This window comes from Chryseobacterium sediminis (assembly GCF_008386505.1).
In the GTDB taxonomy this organism is placed as follows: domain Bacteria; phylum Bacteroidota; class Bacteroidia; order Flavobacteriales; family Weeksellaceae; genus Chryseobacterium; species Chryseobacterium sediminis.
Genome location: NZ_VUNZ01000003.1, coordinates 40,308 through 60,859, shown reverse-complemented (window position 1 = coordinate 60,859; position 20,552 = coordinate 40,308). Strand labels below are relative to the sequence as shown.

Annotated in this window: 20 protein-coding genes; 3 read left to right on the top strand and 17 right to left on the bottom strand. The window is 36.2% G+C overall.

Going from position 1 to position 20,552, the window contains the following annotated elements; translation table 11 throughout:
- Positions 1-15 precede the first annotated feature (15 nt).
- From FW780_RS15655 to queG, 6 genes are all read right to left on the bottom strand, one after another.
- Complete coding sequence (locus FW780_RS15655) at positions 16-1,104, bottom strand: efflux RND transporter periplasmic adaptor subunit (protein ID WP_149834431.1); 1,089 nt, start codon at positions 1,102-1,104, stop codon at positions 16-18.
- 60 nt (positions 1,105-1,164) lie between these two features.
- On the bottom strand, positions 1,165-1,497 hold the full coding sequence (locus FW780_RS15650; RefSeq protein ID WP_167510730.1) for a hypothetical protein: 333 nt from the start codon (positions 1,495-1,497) through the stop codon (positions 1,165-1,167).
- A 247-nt stretch (positions 1,498-1,744) separates the two neighbouring features.
- Entirely contained in the window at positions 1,745-2,197 is a 453-nt protein-coding gene (locus FW780_RS15645) for an SRPBCC family protein (protein ID WP_149834429.1), read from the bottom strand.
- Between the two features lie 51 nt (positions 2,198-2,248).
- On the bottom strand, positions 2,249-2,896 hold the full coding sequence (locus FW780_RS15640) for a murein L,D-transpeptidase catalytic domain-containing protein (RefSeq protein WP_149834428.1): 648 nt from the start codon (positions 2,894-2,896) through the stop codon (positions 2,249-2,251).
- 3 nt (positions 2,897-2,899) lie between these two features.
- Positions 2,900-3,583, bottom strand: coding sequence for a TIGR02117 family protein (locus FW780_RS15635; protein WP_149834427.1), 684 nt, complete (start codon positions 3,581-3,583; stop codon positions 2,900-2,902).
- 358 nt (positions 3,584-3,941) lie between these two features.
- Positions 3,942-4,880, bottom strand: coding sequence for a tRNA epoxyqueuosine(34) reductase QueG (gene queG / locus FW780_RS15630; protein ID WP_149835044.1), 939 nt, complete (start codon positions 4,878-4,880; stop codon positions 3,942-3,944).
- A 175-nt stretch (positions 4,881-5,055) separates the two neighbouring features.
- Here queG and FW780_RS15625 point away from each other — a divergent pair, with 175 nt between their 5' ends.
- Together FW780_RS15625 and FW780_RS15620 are read left to right on the top strand one after the other, a co-directional pair.
- Complete coding sequence (locus tag FW780_RS15625) at positions 5,056-5,355, top strand: rhodanese-like domain-containing protein (protein WP_142724617.1); 300 nt, start codon at positions 5,056-5,058, stop codon at positions 5,353-5,355.
- Between the two features lie 27 nt (positions 5,356-5,382).
- Complete coding sequence (locus FW780_RS15620) at positions 5,383-6,000, top strand: HD domain-containing protein (protein ID WP_149834426.1); 618 nt, start codon at positions 5,383-5,385, stop codon at positions 5,998-6,000.
- Positions 6,001-6,097: 97 nt separating this feature from the next.
- Here FW780_RS15620 and FW780_RS15615 read toward each other — a convergent pair whose 3' ends face one another.
- The 9 genes from FW780_RS15615 to FW780_RS15575 form a co-directional block, all read right to left on the bottom strand.
- Positions 6,098-6,868 (bottom strand): alpha/beta fold hydrolase, encoded by a 771-nt coding sequence (locus FW780_RS15615; protein WP_149834425.1) that lies wholly within the window; start codon positions 6,866-6,868, stop codon positions 6,098-6,100.
- A gap of 15 nt (positions 6,869-6,883) precedes the next feature.
- The gene (locus FW780_RS15610) at positions 6,884-7,873 is read right to left on the bottom strand and encodes an NAD(P)H-dependent flavin oxidoreductase (protein ID WP_241676920.1); all 990 of its coding nucleotides are present in this window, start codon (positions 7,871-7,873) and stop codon (positions 6,884-6,886) included.
- Positions 7,874-8,041: 168 nt separating this feature from the next.
- Positions 8,042-9,409 (bottom strand): peptidylprolyl isomerase, encoded by a 1,368-nt coding sequence (locus FW780_RS15605; RefSeq protein WP_149834424.1) that lies wholly within the window; start codon positions 9,407-9,409, stop codon positions 8,042-8,044.
- Positions 9,410-9,495: 86 nt separating this feature from the next.
- Positions 9,496-10,419: a PfkB family carbohydrate kinase gene (locus tag FW780_RS15600; protein WP_142718965.1), complete on the bottom strand. Its 924-nt coding sequence runs from the start codon at positions 10,417-10,419 to the stop codon at positions 9,496-9,498.
- 27 nt (positions 10,420-10,446) lie between these two features.
- Positions 10,447-11,004 carry a gliding motility lipoprotein GldD gene (gene gldD, locus FW780_RS15595; protein WP_149834423.1) on the bottom strand — a complete coding sequence of 186 codons (558 nt, stop codon included), beginning with the start codon at positions 11,002-11,004 and terminating at the stop codon, positions 10,447-10,449.
- A gap of 44 nt (positions 11,005-11,048) precedes the next feature.
- Positions 11,049-12,083 (bottom strand): A/G-specific adenine glycosylase, encoded by a 1,035-nt coding sequence (gene mutY / locus FW780_RS15590; protein ID WP_149834422.1) that lies wholly within the window; start codon positions 12,081-12,083, stop codon positions 11,049-11,051.
- Positions 12,084-12,159: 76 nt separating this feature from the next.
- Positions 12,160-12,621 carry a hypothetical protein gene (locus FW780_RS15585; RefSeq protein ID WP_228460014.1) on the bottom strand — a complete coding sequence of 154 codons (462 nt, stop codon included), beginning with the start codon at positions 12,619-12,621 and terminating at the stop codon, positions 12,160-12,162.
- Positions 12,622-12,699: 78 nt separating this feature from the next.
- Entirely contained in the window at positions 12,700-14,061 is a 1,362-nt protein-coding gene (locus FW780_RS15580; protein ID WP_121487008.1) for a DUF5458 family protein, read from the bottom strand.
- Between the two features lie 20 nt (positions 14,062-14,081).
- Entirely contained in the window at positions 14,082-14,528 is a 447-nt protein-coding gene (locus FW780_RS15575) for a type VI secretion system contractile sheath small subunit (protein WP_223600537.1), read from the bottom strand.
- A gap of 411 nt (positions 14,529-14,939) precedes the next feature.
- Between FW780_RS15575 and FW780_RS15570 the strand changes: the two genes are divergently transcribed.
- On the top strand, positions 14,940-15,986 hold the full coding sequence (locus FW780_RS15570; RefSeq protein ID WP_149834419.1) for a hypothetical protein: 1,047 nt from the start codon (positions 14,940-14,942) through the stop codon (positions 15,984-15,986).
- Between the two features lie 67 nt (positions 15,987-16,053).
- On the opposite strand, the gene FW780_RS15565 is transcribed toward FW780_RS15570, so the two are convergent.
- Both FW780_RS15565 and FW780_RS15560 read right to left on the bottom strand, forming a co-directional pair.
- A complete protein-coding gene (locus FW780_RS15565) occupies positions 16,054-18,150 on the bottom strand; it encodes a M13 family metallopeptidase (RefSeq protein ID WP_149834418.1) in 2,097 nt (698 codons plus the stop codon).
- Positions 18,151-18,477: 327 nt separating this feature from the next.
- Positions 18,478-20,535, bottom strand: coding sequence for a M13 family metallopeptidase (locus FW780_RS15560; protein WP_149834417.1), 2,058 nt, complete (start codon positions 20,533-20,535; stop codon positions 18,478-18,480).
- Between the last annotated feature and the right edge of the window lie 17 nt (positions 20,536-20,552).

Genomic DNA, 20,552 nt, shown 5'->3' with positions numbered 1-20,552 from the left:
AAAGATTATGAAAGGTTAATACTTCTTTTTGATTTTGATAATATCACCATCTTTCAAAGACTGAGTCCCTTCATAAATGATTAAATCTCCTTTTTTAAGACCGCTTTCTACCATATAAGAATCTCTTAATGTAGTTCCGATTTTAATGCTGGTCATTTTCACTTTATTCTGTTTATCCACTACAAAAACATAGGTTTTATCCTGGATGGAGAAGGTAGATTTTTGTGGGATAAGAACAGCATTATTCTGTTGTTCAGAAATAATAAGCTTTCCGGAAGTTCCGTGTTTAATCAGACGGTCCGGATTCGGGAAGAGTACTTTATAACGAATAGAACCTGTGGCTCTGTCTATTTCCCCTTCAGCGGTTTTCAAAGCTCCGTTGAATTGATAATTAACCCCGTTAGGCAGAGTCAGTTCTATCTTTTGATGGCTTCCGATCTTATCGTTGGCCAAAAGCTCAAAATAAAGATTTTCAGGGATTGAGAAATATGCGTATACTTCATTCAATTGAGACAGCGTAGTCAGCAATGTGCCATTTTCTACCAAACTCCCGTCTTTATGAGGAATTACGTCAATTACCCCATCAAAAGGTGCGGTAATTCTAGTAAAGCTTATTTTCTGAAGAACTGTCCTCTTTTCCGCATCAGCGAAAGCATGTTTTGCTTTAGCGGAAGACAGCTTTGCCTTCACCATTTCCAGCTCATTATTGGCTACAAATTTTTTAGCATGAAGACTCTGAATCTGTTTCAGTTCCACTTCTGCAATACGAACATCTGCTTCAGTCTGCTTTAATGTTGCATTAGCTTTCAGAAGTTCCATCTGCAGCTCTGCATCATTGATTTTAAATAAAGCCTGTCCCTGATGTACAAATTGTCCCTCGTTTACATAAATATGCTGTATAATACCTCCGATTCGGGAGCGCATTTCAACATTCTTTTTAGCCTGGATATCCGTTACAAACTGGTTGCTCACCAATGTATCTTTTTCTTTGATTTCCAGTACGGGAACTTCTTTGTCTTTTTTATTATTTTTCTCCTTGTTTTTACTGCATGACGCAGCGAATAATGTTGCCATAAGGCAAATTATTACAGTTTTAAAATACATTTTTAAATGTTTAAGTTATAAAATTTCCGTTAAAATGATTTGGCATTCAGAAACTTAAACCTAGTACAACTGGAGGAGATGGAGAAAGGATTTAACTCCACAAATGGTAGATACAGCAATCTCCGGAAGGGTGATTTTCGGAATAACTTTTAAAATTCCTGAAAAATCTGCAATTGCAGGATCATTTTTTTTGACGGAATGTTTTACAATTTTGGCAGCAGCAGGCAATGCATGCGTGTTCATATCTGCCTCTTCGTAAACATCCAGAACATGAATGTTAGTAACAGGAGGAACATGAGGAATATTCCGCAATGATTTTTCTGCCCAATTCGAATTGAAAAGGGTAAAAACCAGCATGATATAAAATAAGAAAAATGACCTCAGACCTGCCATGTCAACCAGAACACATTAGTTTTTTAGTAAAAACGATATGCTGCAAAAATAGGGATTTCTACTGGGAAATCCAGTCATTGAACTGTTAAAAAAACTTAAACAATAGATTAATAATTCCAATTATTGGAATTTAGATTATTACAAAATGACAAATAGAACGTTATATTTATCCATAGCCTTTGTCATTCTGAAGGAATCTTACTAAAATCGTTAAAAATTTCAGCTAAAGACCGTTCTTATTGAAAGATTAAAACAATTTACTGAGTACTCTGAAACGATAATCAAAGATATGTTCCAGTTTCTTTCTGACGAAAAAACGATGTGCAATTTCGCCTAAAATACCCATTGGAAGTTCATAATCTATGGTATCTTTCATCAGAACACCTTCTTCGTTGGGAATAAATTCATGATGATGGTTCCATAATTTATATGGTCCTTTTTTCTGGAAATCAATAAAGCTTTTTTGAAAATCGACGTGGGTAATCTCTGTCTGCCATTTCATTTTAATGCCAAACAATGGGGAAACATAATAATCAATGAGCATTCCTTCATAAATTTCATCATCTTCCATTTCCGTCAATACAATAAAGCCCATGTCTTTCGGGGTAATTTCTGAAAGGTTGTTGGCTGAAGAAAAAAATTTCCAGGCGGTTTCTGTATCACAATTGAGCTGTTGTTCACGGAAAAGCGTATGTTTCATAAGATGGAATCAATTTACATGATTGTTATGAAACAAATGTATAACAAAGATTTAATTATAGATCCAAATCAGAACAGGTTTCTTTGAATATTGAATCATCGGATCAATTTCTTTCATCGCATTGTTGGAAACGGTAGGACAGCCCCATCCTTCGGGAGATCCTTTTGGAAAGACTTCATGATCACTCATCATGTCCCAGGAATGAAAGACAATAAATCTTTTTAAAGCGTTACTGTTTGTTTCTTCAAGGCCGTGCATCAGGTATTTGATATTGATTCCCCAATCGCTGTAGCCTCTTCCTTCAAGCTTATATTTTCCTAAGGAAGAAAGATGGCTTCCATCTTCATTACTGAATCCCGGATTTGCTTTAGAATCGTCTTTACTCCACGAATTGGAACCACAGCCATGGCCTACAAGATATTTTTTTGAGATCTTATTATTTTTAAAATCCCAGACAAAAAAACGGTTGACTCCTGAATGGAGGCTCATATCAATAAGGATACAGAAATCATTATTAAGGTTCTTTGAAGCACAGAACTTTAAGGCTTCTTGTGCTTTTATTTTAAGTTTAGAAAGGTCTGCTTCAGGTTTCTTTTCAGCAACAGCAGGTATTTCAGAAGTATGTATGATGCTGTTTTTTTTCTCCTGAGAACATGAACATAACCAAAGCGCAATGAAAAACAGATAAAACCTCTTCATGAATTATTTATAGTGCTGAAAAATTCCAAAATCTGAGGGAGTCCAAAGTGCAGCTTTCTGTCCTGCAGCTTTTAAAGCATTATTTGACCATGTGTTGCAGGTATAAAGAAAGCTGTAGGTACCTTTTGCATCATAAAAGGCATCATTATCACCGTACACTGCATTTGTAGGGATCAGCATGAAATTACCATTCTGATCTCTGTCAAATTTATCTTCTACAAACTTTACCAGGCTCTCATACTGGCTTCTGCTGATCATAATCATTTTGCAATCGTCTCCTTCTTTCATTGTATTATAGTAAGTACAGTGCATGGCAGAGTCACTTAGCCAGAATGCAGCTTTTACAGCGGTTGAAAACTTCAGGTCAGCCCACGTAGGCGTATCAAGATAGAATCCTTTATCACCCCACCCTATTCCGATATACTGATAATCTGTTTTTTTTGATTTTGTATTGGAGAAAGGAATTTTCAGGCTCCAGTCCTGAACATCGTTTTTCACAGGCATTACTATATCTGTATGCACTCCGTTGGTATAAATATAAATCGGAATCTCCTTTTTCTGTCCATCATCTTTAGCAGAAACCGGAATATAAGGAATCAGCAACCCGAGGATTACATAAATCACTACAATTCCTAGAATAATTCCTACCACTTTCAGGAGATACATTAATATAGTTTTCACAGTCATGTTTTAATAAAATTTAATCTTTAATTTTTAGTAAAAGTATTTGTTTTAATCGAAAAAATGGTTATATTTAGTTACGAAATATTCACAAATATGCGTAAAAATACTAAATCCCAAAAAAGGTTTAAAGTAAGAGTAAAAACTGCTCCTAAAAGAATACAAAAAAAACGTTGATTTTCGGTGAGATTCTGATCTCCTGAAAATCAATTTTTCTTTATAGGAAAGGTTTTTCAAGCAACTTATTGGTATAAATCTTTACCTCCTTAAAGCTAAAAATTTAAGGAATGGTCGATTATCAGCTCTGGTTTGGAACTACAAAAAATTCCAAAGGAGGGATTGTCACCGAAAGTTCAGGGAAAAATCAGTCAGAGGACTTCTGCAAAAACTCAATATTTCTCTTCAAACCTGCAAATTTGGTTCTTTTCACGGGAGACTTTCTGAAGATTTCGGAGAAAATTTCCTGAGTAATTTCTTTCCATTCTCCTTTTTTGAAGTTTTTCAGGGCTTCATTGGGTTTGAAACGGCTCTGTTTGTTGGGTGCTGAGAAACGGTTCCATGGGCAGACATCCTGACAGATATCACAGCCAAACATCCAGTCTTCCATTTTATCTTTAAAGTAATCCGGAATTTCATTTTTGAGTTCTATGGTTGCATAAGAAATACAACGGCTTCCGTCAATAATTTTCTCAGACACAATAGCATCTGTAGGACAGGCATCAATGCATTTTCTGCAGCTTCCACAATGGTCTGTAGTAGCATGATCGGCAATCAGTTCCAAATCACAGATAATTTCAGCCAAAAAGTAAAAAGATCCGTTCTGTTTGGTAATGAGGTTTGCATTTTTTCCAACCCAGCCAATTCCCGATTTTCTGGCCCAGCTTCTTTCCATAATGGGTGCAGAATCTACAAAAACACGAAATCCGAATTCTCCTATTTCCTCCTGCAGCTCTGCCACCATCTCACGAAGAATTTCTTTGATTACTTCATGATAATCTTCTGCATAAGCATATTTTGAGATCTTGTAATTTTCTAATATTGAAATTTTTTCCTCGGGAAAGTAATTGTATGAAAGTGAAATGACAGATTTGGAACCTTCAACTAACAACCTTGGATCAAGTCTTTTGTCGAAATGATTTTCCATGTACTTCATTTCGCCGTTATAATTGTTCTTAAGCCATTTTTCTAAACGGGGAGCATCTTCTTCCAGAAAATCAGCTTTAGAAATGCCACAACTCTGGAATCCAAAACTTTTTGCCTTGGACTTTATCAGTTGGGAGTATTTTTCAGCGCCTGCATTCATAATTTCACAGTGCAAAATTAAGATTATTTTATCAATCTTCTGATTTCTGTGGAGGTTCACCTGAACATCTGTTTCTATCCTGCTTCTTTTCTGAAAAATTATGTTTTAATTAGGATTTTTTTCAAAAAAAAATTACGTAATTTCGTTTCTAATTTAATGTTTAAAACAAACAACTATGTCTTTAATAGAAGTAATACAATCCGGAAACTATGAATTAATTGACGTTCGTGAGCCAATGGAGCTTGAAATGGACGGTAATATAGATGGTGCTAAGAATATTCCTTTAGGTGAAGTAGAAGATAGACAGGATGAGATTCTATCTATTGAAAAGCCGGTAATCTTGTTCTGCAGAAGTGGAAACAGAAGCGGAAAAGCATTAGATTATCTTAATACTCAAGGATTAAAGGACGGTTATAACGGCGGAGGCTGGGCTGAGCTGAAGGCTGTTCTGGAAGCAAATCAGGGAACTTTTTAAAAGTTCCTTTTTTTATCCCCTATTTCTATGAATCTGAAAAATCAATTTGAACAGCTTTGTTCTTCGTTTACAAACGATCACCAGTTGACTAACAGTCTTTGGAAGGAGATTGAAACGAAATACTCTGAAAAAGGAAGACATTATCATAATCTTCTTCATCTTGAAAATATGTTCAGTGAACTTGGAGCGGTGAAAAGTAATATCTCAGATTTTACGGCTATTTCTTTTTCCGTGTTTTACCATGACATTATTTATGATGCCACTTCCAAAATTAACGAAGAGAAAAGTGCTGCCAAAGCAGAAAAAAGACTTGCCGAACTTCATTTAGATAAGAATAAAATTTCAATGATTTCAGAGCATATTCTTGCCACAAAATCACATCAGAAATCTTATCAAGAAGATACCAATTATCTTTTGGATGCTGATCTTTCCGTGTTAGGTAAAGATTTTAAAACCTATTTAGAATATACTCAGAGTATCAGAAAAGAATACTCCATTTATCCTGATTTCCTTTATAAACCTGGACGAAAAAAAGTACTCAAACATTTTCTGGAACTTGAAAGCATTTTTAAAACCGATTATTTTAAGGAAAAATATGAAGCTCAGGCAAAGGAAAACATTGCGGAGGAACTTCGATTGCTGTAATTAAAAAAACAATCATTCTTTTTATTTATCAATCTTTTACAAAAACAAAGACACCTTTACAAGGTGCCTTATTTATATTGTGCAGAAATATTCCTGATTAAGAATTTTCTCTGATAAACGCTGTTGCTTTTTCCAACACAAGTTCGGGAACTTCTTTATGCGGTGTATGCCCGATATGGGGAATAATATATTTCTCCGCACTTCCACTCACCTGAGTAATTGTTTTTTCAACCTGATCCAATGTTCCATATTCATCAGCTTCTCCCTGAATAAATAGTAATGGAGCAGTAATGTCTTTCAGGAGATATTCAATATTCCAGGTTCTGTAATCATCCCGTGTCCATGTTTCCGTCCAAGCTTTGAAAAGTATTTCTACTTTATCCCCGTGGTATTTTTGTAAGCGTTCCGGAAGGTTAGTCGTTTTGTAAGCTTCCCAGGCATCATACACACCTTTTAAAGTAACGTCTTCCACAAAGATATGTCCTGCTTCACAGATAACAGCTTTTACTCTTTCAGGATATTTTGCAGCAGTAATCAAAGCAATTGTTCCACCATCACTGTGCCCGAAAAGAATTGCATTATCAATATTCATTTCAGTCAATAAGTCATTCAATAGATCTGCTTCCAGCTCCATATAATTTACCGGCCTTTCATGAGTAAGCATCGGATATGATTTTCCATAGCCTAAACGGTCATAAACAAAAGTATTACATTGCGCAGCCTCAGATAATTTAGCCGGAAAATCTCTCCAAAGCTGTACTGAACCTAATGAATCATGCAAAAAAACAATGGCAGGTCTGCCTTCAAACGGATTATTGTGTTCTATATATAATTTTTTACCCTTTACATCAATTATTCTTCCTTCCATTAGATCAATTATATTTTAAAAAACAGGCATTTTCGTTTCTTCAAATTCTTTTAATAAGTGACTGAAAACAGTTTCCACCGGGAGAACTTCATCAATCAGGGCAGAAACCTGGCCAATTTCCAGCTCGCCATCTTCCATATCACCTTCAAACATTCCACGTTTTGCTCTGGCTCTTCCCAATGAGGCAATTAATGCATCTTTATCTCTTCCGATCTGATAGATGTCTTCCAGTTCACTGAAAAATTTATTTTTAACCATTCTTACCGGTGCCAGTTCCTTCAAAGTAAGATGGGTATCTCCTTCCTGCAGTTCTGTGATTTTCTTTTTCCAGTTTTCATGGGCACTGGCTTCTGTAGTGGCCGCAAAACGAGAACCGATCTGTACACCATCCGCCCCAAGAATCATTGCTGCTTTCATCTGTGAACCTAAAGCAATTCCTCCTGCAGCAATTAACGGTTTAGAAATATGTTTCTTCACATTTGGGATGAGACAGAATGTTGTTGTTTCATCTCTTCCGTTATGACCGCCTGCTTCAAAACCTTCTGCAACGATAGCATCTACTCCGGCATCTTCACATTTTACAGCAAATTTAGTAGAGGAAACTACGTGAGCTACTTTTATTCCTTCTTTCTGTAGGGTTTCTGTATAAGTTTTCGGATTACCTGCTGATGTAAATACAATCTTCACTCCTTCTTCAAGAATGATCTGAATGATCTCCTCAATGTTGGGGTATAGCATCGGAACGTTTACTCCAAAAGGTTTATCTGTAGCCTGTTTGCATTTCTGTATATTTTCTCTCAGGATATCAGGATACATACTTCCTGCTCCAATTAAGCCCAATCCACCACAATTGGAAACCGCAGAAGCAAGTCTCCATCCGGAGTGCCAGATCATTCCTGCCTGGATAATGGGATATTTAATATTAAAAAGGTGTGAAATTCTATTTTGAGTAGTCTCCATATCATGAAGTTTTTTTGCAGCGTTGAAATCTATAAAATTGCTCATGTGTAAAAATACTAAAAACAACGGTTTTCCGGGAAATATATGTGAATATTTTCAACCAAAGAGCTTAGATTTTTTGCCGTTTCTTTTGGGATACAAACCAAAGTTTTAACGGATATTTCTAATTAATTGGTATAAAAAAAACCTTCAGAAATTCTGAAGGTTTTTATTTTATTTTGCTATGGATTGTTTCTTCCAGTTAGACTTAAAGTTACAGCTGTCGTAACGTCCGTCAATAGAGATAAAAGTTGTCGGTAACTTAGAGTTGACAAACTTTTCAATCATTTCACTTTTCTTTTTATTCAGTGCCATCTGCTTGATTCTGCTGAAGTCTGTTTCCAGTGTAATCTGGTGAGAAGGAATCACATCTTCAATTTTAATGATTTTGATCTCCTTTCTCTTATTTTCTTCATCTTCAAAAGCAGTAGTAACATCTCCTTTGTTCAATCCTGCTAATTCGTAGCTGATTGTTCCCGGAATACTTTCTCTTTCAATTTTATCAGAACCATCTGCTCCAGGAATTATCCCTGCGTTGAATTTTGTTCTTTTATCATCTGAGAATTTAAAAGCAGCATCTTTAAATGTCATTTTACCATCCACGATAAGACCTCTGATACTGTCTAATTTTGCTTTTGCAGTTTTAAGCTCCTCATCAGTAGGTACTCCTTTTAACAGGATATGTCTTGCATCATACACTTTACCTGATCTTTTCAGCAGCTGGATAATGTGGAATCCGAATTCTGATTCAATAGGATCTGAAATTTCATTTTCCTGAAGGTTCAAAGCAGCAGCCTCGAACGGCTTCACCATCTGTCCTTTATTGATATTTTTATATAGTCCTCCGTTAGCAGCTGACCCTTCATCTTCAGAATAAATTCTTGCCTGGCTCTCAAAAGTTTCCCCTCCAAGAATATCCTGCTTGATCTTTTTCAATCTGTTGATAAGGTCTTGTTTGTGTGCTTCCGTTAACTCAGGATAGATCATAATCTGAGCTAAAGTAACTTCATCTTTTACCTGTGGCAGCTGTGATTTATACATATTATAAAAGTCAGTTACCTCATTTGGAGTTACGTCAGCTTTCTCAGTAATTCTCTGGTATTTTGCCTGTCCGTAATACTGGTCAGTATCTATTTTTTCAATAGCATTTTTCAACTCATAAGCATTTCTGAATTTGTAGGCTGCAAGCATTGTTTTTTCATCCGGAAATTGAGAAAGCATCTGACGATATTTTGCATTAGCCTGTTCCTTGATAGCTGCAGAGCGGTTTTCAATTAAGGTATCTTTTTTTGCTTCATATACAAGAAGCTTGTTGCTGATAAGGTTTTCCAGGAACTCACACTTGTCTGTGTTGGCAGCTCCCTGCTGTTTCCCATAATTCATTTGCTCAAGTACATCAGATTCCAACACAATCTCATCTCCGATAACAGCTGAAATACCATCCACCAAATCTCCTTGTTTTAGCTGGGCGTTCATCATATTTGAAGAAAATATCATGATGAAAATCCCAAGAAGAAAAGTGATTTTTAGTTTATTTGTCATTTTACTATTTTAACAAGTTGCAAATTTAGAATTCTTAACGAATTTCACTCAATTTTTTATTATAAATATTTCTTAAAAAGACTTATTTACTGCAGTTCAACATCAAAAGTCGTTAATTCTTTGAATTGTCTCAATCTGCTGAACATGTCTGCTTCGCTTACCTCCTCTATTCTTTCTGTTCCGAACTTCTCTACAGTGAATGAAGCCATAGCAGATCCTACGATAAGAGCCGATTTCATTGTATCAAAATCTATTTTCTCTTTTTTAGCAAGATAAGCGGCAAAACCTCCTGCGAAAGTATCTCCAGCTCCTGTTGGATCGAAAACATCTTCTAATGGAAGCGCCGGGATAGCAAATACTTTATTGTCATGGAAAAGTAAAGCTCCGTGTTCTCCTTTTTTAATGATCACATATTCAGGTCCCATTGTATGAATCTTTTTAGCTGCTTTTACTAAAGAATATTCTCCTGAAAGCTGTCTTGCTTCTTCATCATTGATGGTAATTACGTCTGTTTTCGCAATCATATCCATTAAGATATCCCATGCAGAATCCATCCAGAAGTTCATGGTATCAAGGATAACCAATTTTGGACGGTTGTTCATTTTTTCAAGTACTGATAACTGAACTCCAGGGTGTAGGTTTCCAAGTAACAAAATTTCGGCATCCTGCATTGAATCCGGGATTTTCGGATCAAAATTCTCCAGCACATTTACTTCTGTAGCCAAAGTATCTCTTGTGTTCAGATCATTGTGGTATTTTCCAGACCAGAAGAATGTTTTCCCTTCTTTTACGATTTCAATTCCTTCGATATTTACATCTCTGTCTGTGAACATATCAAGATGTTCTTGTGGAAAGTCTCCTCCTACTACAGAAACAATTCCGGATTTAACGCCTAAAATTGATGAAGTGATTCCGATATAAGTGGCTGCACCTCCTAAAATTTTATCCGTTTTACCAAATGGTGTTTCAATTGCATCAAATGCAACACTTCCTACAACTAAAAGTTTCATATATTTTTCAATGTATATTAAAAGTAATTATTTTTTCCATTCAAAAGAGTCCAGCATGTGTTTCATATCATTTTTGATATAGTTCACTGCAGGAGCGAGAGAATCCGGTTTCGGTCTCGTATTAAAGTATAAGTAAGCAGTAACGAAGTGTTTCGTACTGTCTGTAATGTAAAACTGAAGGTTAGATGCACTCTGTCCTTTTAGTTCATAGAAGTTCCCGTATACTTTCTTTTCAGGGTATTCAAAGGATTTTGTGTCTATAGAACTGGCTTTGATGGTATGCTCATATACCATTTTTTCAGCTTCTTTGATATGGTCTGCGAAGTCGTTTTGTATTGGATAATAGGTAACGAAAAGCTTTGCCTTCATTTTAGGATAATTCACATAGAACCAGCAAGGTTTTTTAGCGGGTGCAATAGTAGCAAAGTCCGAGTACTCAAAGGTATAGGCACAATCGTTTTCAAACTTTTGGTATTTCGGTGCTGGATATTCAAGACGCAGTTCTCCATAAGGTTTTGGTGAAGGGTCTTTTCCACATGAAATTAAAAGCAGTGATACAAAAATAAAAATGACTTTTTTAATCATTTTGCAAAAGTACAAATTAGATTTCAGATTTCAGAAGACAAATTTCAGTCTTTCAGAGAGTTTTGAATGTAATTTTCCAGAGGCTTTGGAAACGATTTTTCTTGAGAGCCTTCCACATCTGTAATCTGGTATTGATTTTCAGCGATAAAATCATTCCATATTTTTTCTGAAGTAACCTCAACATTCAATATTTCAATGCTTAAATTCTTATGAGTAAGTTTATGAGCAATCGTTTTTGAACCTGTAATGAATGGCTCCATATCCGAAGAAATGGCTGTCGGAAATTCAAATAATTTCTTCCAAATGAAATCATCTGTTCTCTGGCGGATCAGAAATTGGCCGTTTCTGTGAACAAAATAATAGGTTAAAGAAAGATCTTCTGCTTTTACTTTTTTCGTTTTTACAGGATAGTCTGAAATTTTCTGCATAGAAAATGCCAGGCAGTTATCATTAACAGGACATTCTCCACAAAGTGGATTTTTAGGTTTACAGATTTCTGAACCTATATCCATCATCGCCTGATTAAAATCACCTACATTTTCCGGCATCACCAAAGTGGCCAGCTCAGAAAAATAAGTAAAAGCTCTTGAATTTGAAATATCAAAATTGTCAGCAAAAAGACGGCTTAGGACACGGTAAAAATTCCCGTCCACAGCAGGCATTCTGCCGCCAAAACATATGCTCGAAACCGCTGCTGCAGTATATTTCCCTACTCCTTTTAATGTTAAAATTTCTTCGTATTGATGAGGAAAGACACCTTCATAATCATTCATAATCTGTTGAGCAGCTTTATGGATATTGATCGCTCTGGAATAATATCCCAAACCTTTCCAATATAATAAAACTTCATTTTCTTCAGCTTCTGCCAACGTTTTTACGTCTGGAAACCTTTTAATGAAATTATTATAATGATTCAATCCCTGATTGATCCTGGTCTGTTGAAATACAATTTCACAGATCCAGATTTTATAGGGATCTTTTGTCTGTCTGAAAGGCAAATCTCTTGCATTATTGCTATACCATCCCAGAATTTTGCTGCCAATGTGTAGAAAATCTGAATTTCTGCTATCCTTCTCCAAAAAATTTTGTTTTGCTTTTTATAAGATACCTCATGAACTTAGATTACGAAGTATTTTCAATTGGCAAAGATAAAATTTATTTATCAGCTTTCACAGAATATACGGGAGCCGCTTTTAACCACTGATAATTAAGGTTTCTGTCTTTCTTTAAAAAACGGTATCCTTCCAGTTTTTTAAGGTAAACATACATAGAATCCGTATTTTTTATCTTTAATTTATATTGGGATAAAAACAGCATGGGCATTTCTACGGTGGAATCTCTTACCGTTTTTAATACTTTTCCTGATCTTACTTTGTAAAGGAAGAATGACTTTCCGCGGCCTTTTGAACTATCTGCCAGTTTTACATCTGAACTTGCAATTACCAGTTCACTGCCGTCAAAACATTCATCTTTATTCATGATGTATGCTTTTCCTTCCTGGTGTTCGTCTGCAAAAAGGTCATTTTCGTACTGTCCGGGGCTTTGGTATTTTTTCTCACAGCTTATCAAAAGTACCATTAATACAGCGGGTAAACCAATGATAAGTTTCTTATTCATATTAAATTTCATAGATGTTGGTTGAAAAAAAACCGATGTAAAATTGCATCGGTTTTTGTTATATAAAGTACGTTGATGTTACTCCTGAGTATATTCTGCATCCCATTCGTTACCATCATCTCCTTTGTGTCCGTCAAGTTTAATAACGAAGCTTTTTGTAGGGAAATAAGGGGTCATACGGATGTCAAGCCACACTCTGTCTTTGTTTACTCTATCCTGCTCAAAACGAACAATTTTGAATTTCTCGATCAATTTGTCTGGTCCTTTGATGTTATCAAGGAAGGTCACGATCTGCCTTCTCAAATCATCTTCGTTTTTAGCATTCCAGTTTTCAAAAGCTCTTCTGTTCAGGAAGTCTAGCAATACTTTGGTCACGTAATCGAATACACGAACTACGGAATACGTCTGAAGACCGATATTGTCTCCTGTAAATAATGTCTTCGCAGAGAAGGCCATAATTTTCCCGTATTCGTTTACCATTGGTACAAGACCCATTTTTTCCAACTGAGAAATTTCACTTTTCTTCAATTCAAATTTTACAGCGTCTACTTCGTTGATGTTACCATGTTTTTTACCTGCTGCTACCTGAGACATCAGAGTTTTATGGATTTTTCCTGCTAATGAAGTGGAAGGTGGAAGTTCTACATTTTCTTCTTCCCCTACTTCTTCAGCTTTACCACGTCCTACCAGCCAGTTACACGTCATAATAACATTACTTCTGTGAAGTTCTCCTCCTGTAAGGTTGGCAGAGTGGAATAAGTCTACCACGTCATCCGGTTTATCAAGGTTGGCGAAGTCTGTAACCATCATTACTTTGTTTTCGTTACAGATTTTAGCCCATTTCTCGATAACCTTATTAGATCCTAAATATCCTGGTATTGCAAGGATTGAGTAGTTATCTCTAAGATCAAGACGGTCATAATAATTTTTGAATTCTTCTGAGATTGCATCAATGAATAGAGGATTATCCAGATCGGAAACCTGCTCAAGGCTTGCGTTTACGATACTTACGTTATCCACTTTATCCAATTCTGTATTTTTGTAGAATTGCGCTACTGTTCTGTAATTGGTTTCCAACAGACGAACAGCATCCAGTGTATTTTTTAAGTTTGTTTTTAAGTTTTGGTCGGCCTGTTGTGCTTTAGTTTTGCAAGTATCGGCCATTTTATCTGCAGATTCGCTACCTTCTAAAAGGTTTACCCAAAGATTGATCTTCTGAAGAAGTTCTTTTCTTTCATCTGCTTTATTACTGTCATTCAGGAAGATTTCTTTTCTTGCCTTTCTTGTTGGGTTCATATTGGCAATACCGTCTACAACGGATTCAACAAAGCCAAATCCTCCCATTTTATTGAGCTCTGCAAGCGGGTTGCCTTTCGGTTGTCCCGAGTGCTGCTGCTGACCCTGCTGCTGGCTTTCTTGTGCCTGTAATTTGCTATCCATGATTTAATGTAAGTCTTTAATTATTTTTCAAGTTCTTGTGCCACTTCTTTCAATACCTCTACGAACGCCGCTCTTGTCTGATCGTTCTCCAACATATTGCGTAGAATTTTGTTTGTTTTCAACTGACGTACTATTTTATTGTACTGCTCCTGCTCCATACTTAGCTGCTGCAGATAATCTGACTTCTGAGTAAGGCTTTTAGGGGTAAAGTCTCCAAGGTTTTGAAAACGGAATTCTTCTTCTACCATTCCTCCGTCTTCTGTTTCGTGCTGTACCGATATTGAAGGCTGAAAATGTTTGAAAACGTCTTCCACTGTTTTTAATCCTGTTACGATTTCAGGAGTATAAGACTCTTCTGTTGTAAGTTGGCTTACTATCAGTGATTTATTTTCTTGTATTTCCTGAATAGCTTCATTAGCGTCTACTTTTACTTCGTTTCCGCCAACACCATAATTAAACATTGCCATATTATTATTATTTTGAGATTTCTTATTTTGGTTTGGATCTGTCTTTGAGTAATTTACGGATGAATCAAATAAATTACCAATCCAGTGTTTAAATTTAAAAAAAAACTGTAACATAAAAAATTTTACTAGGATTTTTCTTGAATCATCTAAATCTATTTACATTTATTTAACATACAATCACCGTATTACGATATCACTAAGCTATGAAAAAATAAATAAACTTAAGCTAACCAAATTTAGAAATTAATAATATCCGACAGAAGTGCTGAAGAAGGAGGCTGGAAGTGATATATGTCAAGATTTAAAACCCTGCCATGTATAGAATAAAAGTATCCGATGAATGGTAAAACAAGAATTCTTCATACGTTACAAAAAAAATATTCTTTATATTTAAACAAAGTGAACCGTGTCATGAAAGATGTAAAAATAGCGTTTAGAAAACCCATATTTCCGGTTTCAGAAGCATTACAGCAATATTTGGAAAAATATAACAGAACGACCGAGATCAGGTTTCTGTATGAAGACCTCTTAAGGTTTAGCGACAGCGTGAGCATTCTGGACAAGGAAGGCAAAGATACTTTGTGGCTTGGGGTATTGTATCCTGAAAACGAGTTTAAAGAAATTGAGGCTAATTTAAATAAGATTTACACTCTTCTTCATTCAGATGGAGATACCGCTACTCTGCCTTATCTGAAAGTGGATACAATTGACTTTTGTACTTTCGGAAATTCTAAGCCTTTTCGGGTGCGGGTGAGAAATATCCTTAATGACAATTATACAAATTTTTATATTAAACAGGCCGATGCTTCCCGAATATTCGGGCTGGAACTTGAAGATCTGCTTTCTCCCAACCGCATCAACTTTCTGGTGTACAAAAATACTCTGATTGAAGAGCATATTTTAGGAATTCCGGGCGATGTTTTTATTAAGAAACATCTGTTCAACTGTACGGAACTGGAAAAGGCACAGATTTCCAAGGAATTTGTAAAGTTCAATGAACGTTGTCTTATTGGGCTTCTTGGTGACATGCGATCTTATAATTATGTAGTGATTCCAATACATGATTTTGACCAGGTTATTTACAGAATTCGCCCTATTGATTTTGATCAGCAGACTTATGAAGGAAATCTGAAAGTCTATCTTCCGCAGTATTTCAAAGAAAATAGTCAAATGGTCAATATGGTACTGGAAAAACTGAAGCCAAGTTCTATAGAGCAATACCGTAAGGAAGTCCGTTCACAAATCGTAAAAAGGGTGACCAGCAGCAAAAACAGATTTGATGAACTCATTTCTATTATGAAAAAAGACAATATTGCTCCGGAAGCCAATGTTACAGAACTAAAGACTGCTTTACAAAAACTTACTTACGATGTCAATTTTAAGTATTGTAAAAGTATGGGAGACATTATAGACACCGGAATAAAATTTGTTATACGGAATTATAAGAAAGAATATTAAAAAGAAGAATCCGCCTCAAACCAATGTGAGGCGGATTCTTTCTTTTCTAACAATTTCTAAGGTAAAATTACCAGATTTTTATTCTGTCCTGAGGAGCTTTATACAATTTGTCTCCCTGTTTGATATCAAATGCCTTGATGAATGAATCCTGATTTACCAACGGACCAAAAGCTCTGAACATTCCCGGAGAGTGTGGGTCTGTTTTCACCTGATTGATCATATACTGATCTGTAGCTTTTGTTCTCCAAACGGTTGCCCAGCTCATAAAGAATCTCTGGTCCTGAGTAAACCCGCTGATTTTCCCTGGGTTTCCTTTATCTTTTAAATACATCTGAAGGGCATCGTAAGCCACAGCTACTCCACCTAAGTCACCAATATTTTCTCCACTTGTAAATTTACCATTCACAAAGCTTCCTTTTACAGGTTCATAAGCACTGTACTGAGCTGCCAGCTGACCTACTTTTGCATCAAAGTTTTTACGGTCTGCATCCGTCCACCAGTTGTTAAGGTTACCATCACCATCGAAACGTGAACCGCTGTCGTCAAATCCGTGAGAAATTTCGTGACCAATAACGGCACCAATACCTCCGAAATTCACTGCTGCATCGGCTTTAGGATTGTAGAAAGGCGGCTGAAGAATAGCTGCAGGGAATACAATTTCATTGTTGGATCCGCTGTAGTATGCATTTACCGTTTGTGGAGACATTCCCCACTCCGTTTTGTCAACAGGTTTTCCTACTTTATCTAAACTTCTCTGATACTGCCATGCTGCCACATTCTGAAGGTTAGAATATAAAGTTGCTCCCTCTTTTGGTGATTCTACTTTTAGCTGTGTATAATCTTTCCATTTATCAGGATAAGCAATTTTTACAGTAAACTTGGATAGTTTTTCCTGAGCTTTTACTTTGGTTTCAGGTGACATCCAGTCTATGTTTGCGATGTGGGATTTGAATGATTTTAAAAGGTAATCAATATAGGTTTCCATCTGCTTTTTGGCTTCAGGAGTGAAGTATTTGTCTACGTACAGTTTTCCGAAGGCTTCTCCAAGAACACCATTTACAAGAGTAAGTCCTCTTTTGTTCATTGGGCGCTGTTCTTTTTGCCCTTGTAAGTATTTAGCATAGAAATCGAATCTGATCTGCTCCAGACTATCATTCAGGTTGCTTGCATTTCCATTGATGATATGGTATTTCAGATAGTCTTTCAGTAAAGGAAGGTTTTTCTGTGTTACAAACTGATCCATATTCTGATAGTACTTCAGTTCACCAATGATCACTCTGTCAGTATTTACCCCGGCATCCTTAAGATATTTTGCAAGATCTACATTTTTAACAAGACCTGATAATTCTGATACATTTTTAGGATTGTATCTTAAATTAGCATCTCTGTTCTGCTCAAGTGTCAGTAGATAATTAGCAAGCTGTTTTTCAAAGTCTACTACATTTTGTGCAGCCTGAGTATTATTTTTATATCCTAAAACCCCGAATAGCTTTCCAACATAAGTCTGATATTCTGCAAGTGTTTTAGTGTTTGCGTCGTTTACTTTCTGATAATAATCTCTTCCCAACCCAAGATCCGGACCGCCAAGATATACGGCATTCATGTTGGAGTTCTTCATATCAGCACCTACTCTCCATCCATAGAAAGAGTTGTCACCTAATTTTGTAGCATCCAAAAGGTATTTCTGAAGATCATTAAGGCTTTTAATGGCATCTACTTTAGCAAGATCAGCTTTTATAGGTGCCAGACCTTCTGCATTTCTCTTATTGGTATCCATAAAAGAGGCATACAGATTCTGGATTTTCTGCCCTTCTGATCCGGCCGGATATGATTCTGTAAGGATTTTGTTTAATATATCTAATGAAGCATCATCTACGTTTTCTCTCAAAGCATTGAAAGAACCCCAGTTTGCTTTATCAGAAGGAATCTGAGTAGTCTTCACCCAATTTCCGTTTACATAGCTAAAAAAGTCATCCTGCGGACGGACACTGGTATCCATATACGATAAATTGATTCCCTCTTCTTTTGCTTCTTCCTTTACCGGTTCAGCCACTTTTGCTGTAGCTTCTGTTTTATTCTCTGTCCCAGCAGTCTTTGCTGCACCACACGAATTAAGAAATACAATACCTGAAAGGGCAAGTATTCCAATATTTAGCTTTTTCATTAAAGATAATTTTTGATTTTACACAAACTTATCAAATATACAAACTTTAATGATATGTGATGAATGATATTTATATATGAGTGGAAAATGAGATTATTGTATACCACCCCGTCAAAAATTCTTTGAATTTTCGCCACCCCTCCAGAGGATGGGAATGATGGAAGCCATTATTGTAAAAATTGTCCTCTCGATTGCTTATCACAGCCCCTATTACTTATTACCTATTTTCCCTAATCCCTAAAACCTATTCCCTGCAACCTATCATCTGCAACCTACCACCTGTCACCTAAAAAAACAAAACCGCCCATTGCTGAGCGGTTGTTATTTTTACCAGATTTTGATTCTTTCCTCTGGAGTTTTGTATAATTTGTCTCCTTTTTTCACATCGAATGCTTTGTAGAAAGCGTCAACGTTGATTAACGGACCGAAACTTCTGAAGTATCCCGGAGAGTGCGGGTCAGTTTTCACCTGATTTACCATATATTTCTCACTAGATAATGTTCTCCAAACAGTTGCCCAGCTTAGGAAGAATCTCTGATCCTGAGAGAATCCGCTGATTTTTCCTGGGTTTCCTTTGTCTTTTAAGTACATTTGAAGAGCGTCGTAAGCGATGTTTACACCTCCTAAGTCAGCGATATTTTCACCGTTTGTGAAAGTACCGTTTACAAAAGTTCCTTTTACAGGCTCGTATTTATCATACTGAGAAGCAAGAGCTTTTGTTGCTTTTTCAAAATTCGCTTTATCTTCCGGAGTCCACCAGTCTACCAAGTTACCATCAGCATCAAACTGTGCCCCTGAATCATCAAATCCATGGCTCATTTCGTGACCGATAACAGCCCCAATACCTCCGAAGTTTACAGCAGCATCAGCTTTAGGGTTAAAGAATGGCGGCTGAAGGATAGCAGCAGGGAATACAATCTCGTTGTTTACCGGGTTGTAATATGCATTTACAGTCTGTGGAGTCATTCCCCATTCTGTTTTATCCACTGGCTTACCAATTTTAGCTAAATCTTTATTGTATTGCCATTCACCAATGTTCTGAAGGTTTTTATACAGGTTTCCACCTTTTGCTTCAGAAACGATATTTAATTTTGAATAGTCTTTCCATTTGTCCGGATAAGCAACTTTTACTGTGAACTTATTCAGTTTCTGCATTGCTTTTTCCTTAGTCGTTGAAGACATCCAAGCTAAGTTATTGATATGAACCGCGAAGCTCTTCTTTAAATAGTCGATCAATTCTACCATCTGAGCTTTAGCTTCTGCAGGGAAATATTTTTCAACATATAATTTTCCGAAAGCTTCTCCCAAAGAACCGTTGATCAGCTCAAAACCTCTCTTGTTAAGGGCTCTTTGCTCCTGTTGTCCTCTAAGGTATTTTCCATAGAAAGCAAACTTCATGTTTCCTAAGTTTTCACTTAAATAAGAAGCACTTCCGTGAATCATATGGAATTTCAGATAATCTTTGATCACAGGTAGATTCTGAGCATTCACTAATTTATCGAAGTTTTTATAGAATCCTAATTCACTGATAATTACTTTGTCAGAATTTACTCCAACTTTTTTAAGATATCCTGGAAGATCAACATTTTTTACCAAAGCAGAAAGTTCAGCCATCGTCTTAGGATTGTACTGAAGCGTGTTATCACGGCTCTGCTCGTTTGTCAGATAAGTTTGTGCGATGCTTTTTTCATAATTTACGATACCTTTTGCTGCTTCATCAGCATTTTTGTACCCTAATTCTTTTAGCATTGAAGCCACATATTTCTGATATTCAGCAATTGCTTCCGTATTTTTTTCGTTTACTTTCTGATAGTAATCTCTTCCTAAACCTAAAGAAGCATTTCCTAAGTAAACAGCATTCATTTTAGAATCCTTAAGGTCTGCATCTACTCCCCATCCGTAAAAAACATTTTCTCCTTCTTTAGTTACAGAAGTAAGGTAGTTCTGAAGATCAGCCATATTTTTAATAGCATCAATCTTATTCAGATTTTCCTGGATAGGTTTAATTCCGTCTGCATTTCTCTTCTCCATGTTCATGTAAGTAGCATACAGATCCTGAATTTTTTTACCTTCGCTTCCGTCAGCAAATTTATCTTTCAGAAGAGAGTTCAGGATTGTCATGGAATTGTTATCCGTGTCCTCAGCCAGTTTGTTGAAACTTCCCCAAGTTGGTTTATCAGATGGAATTTTGGCAGTTTTCATCCAAGTTCCACTCACATAGTTGTAAAAATCATCCTGAGGACGCACCGAAGTGTCCATCAAGCTAAGGTCTAAACCTTTGTCTGTATTATTCACTGCTACTTTAGTAGCTTTTGCTTGTGCGCTCATCGTAGTCTGAGTGCAGATCCCTGCTATTAAAAACAAAGAAAGCGTTATTTTTTTCATTATGATAACAATTTTTA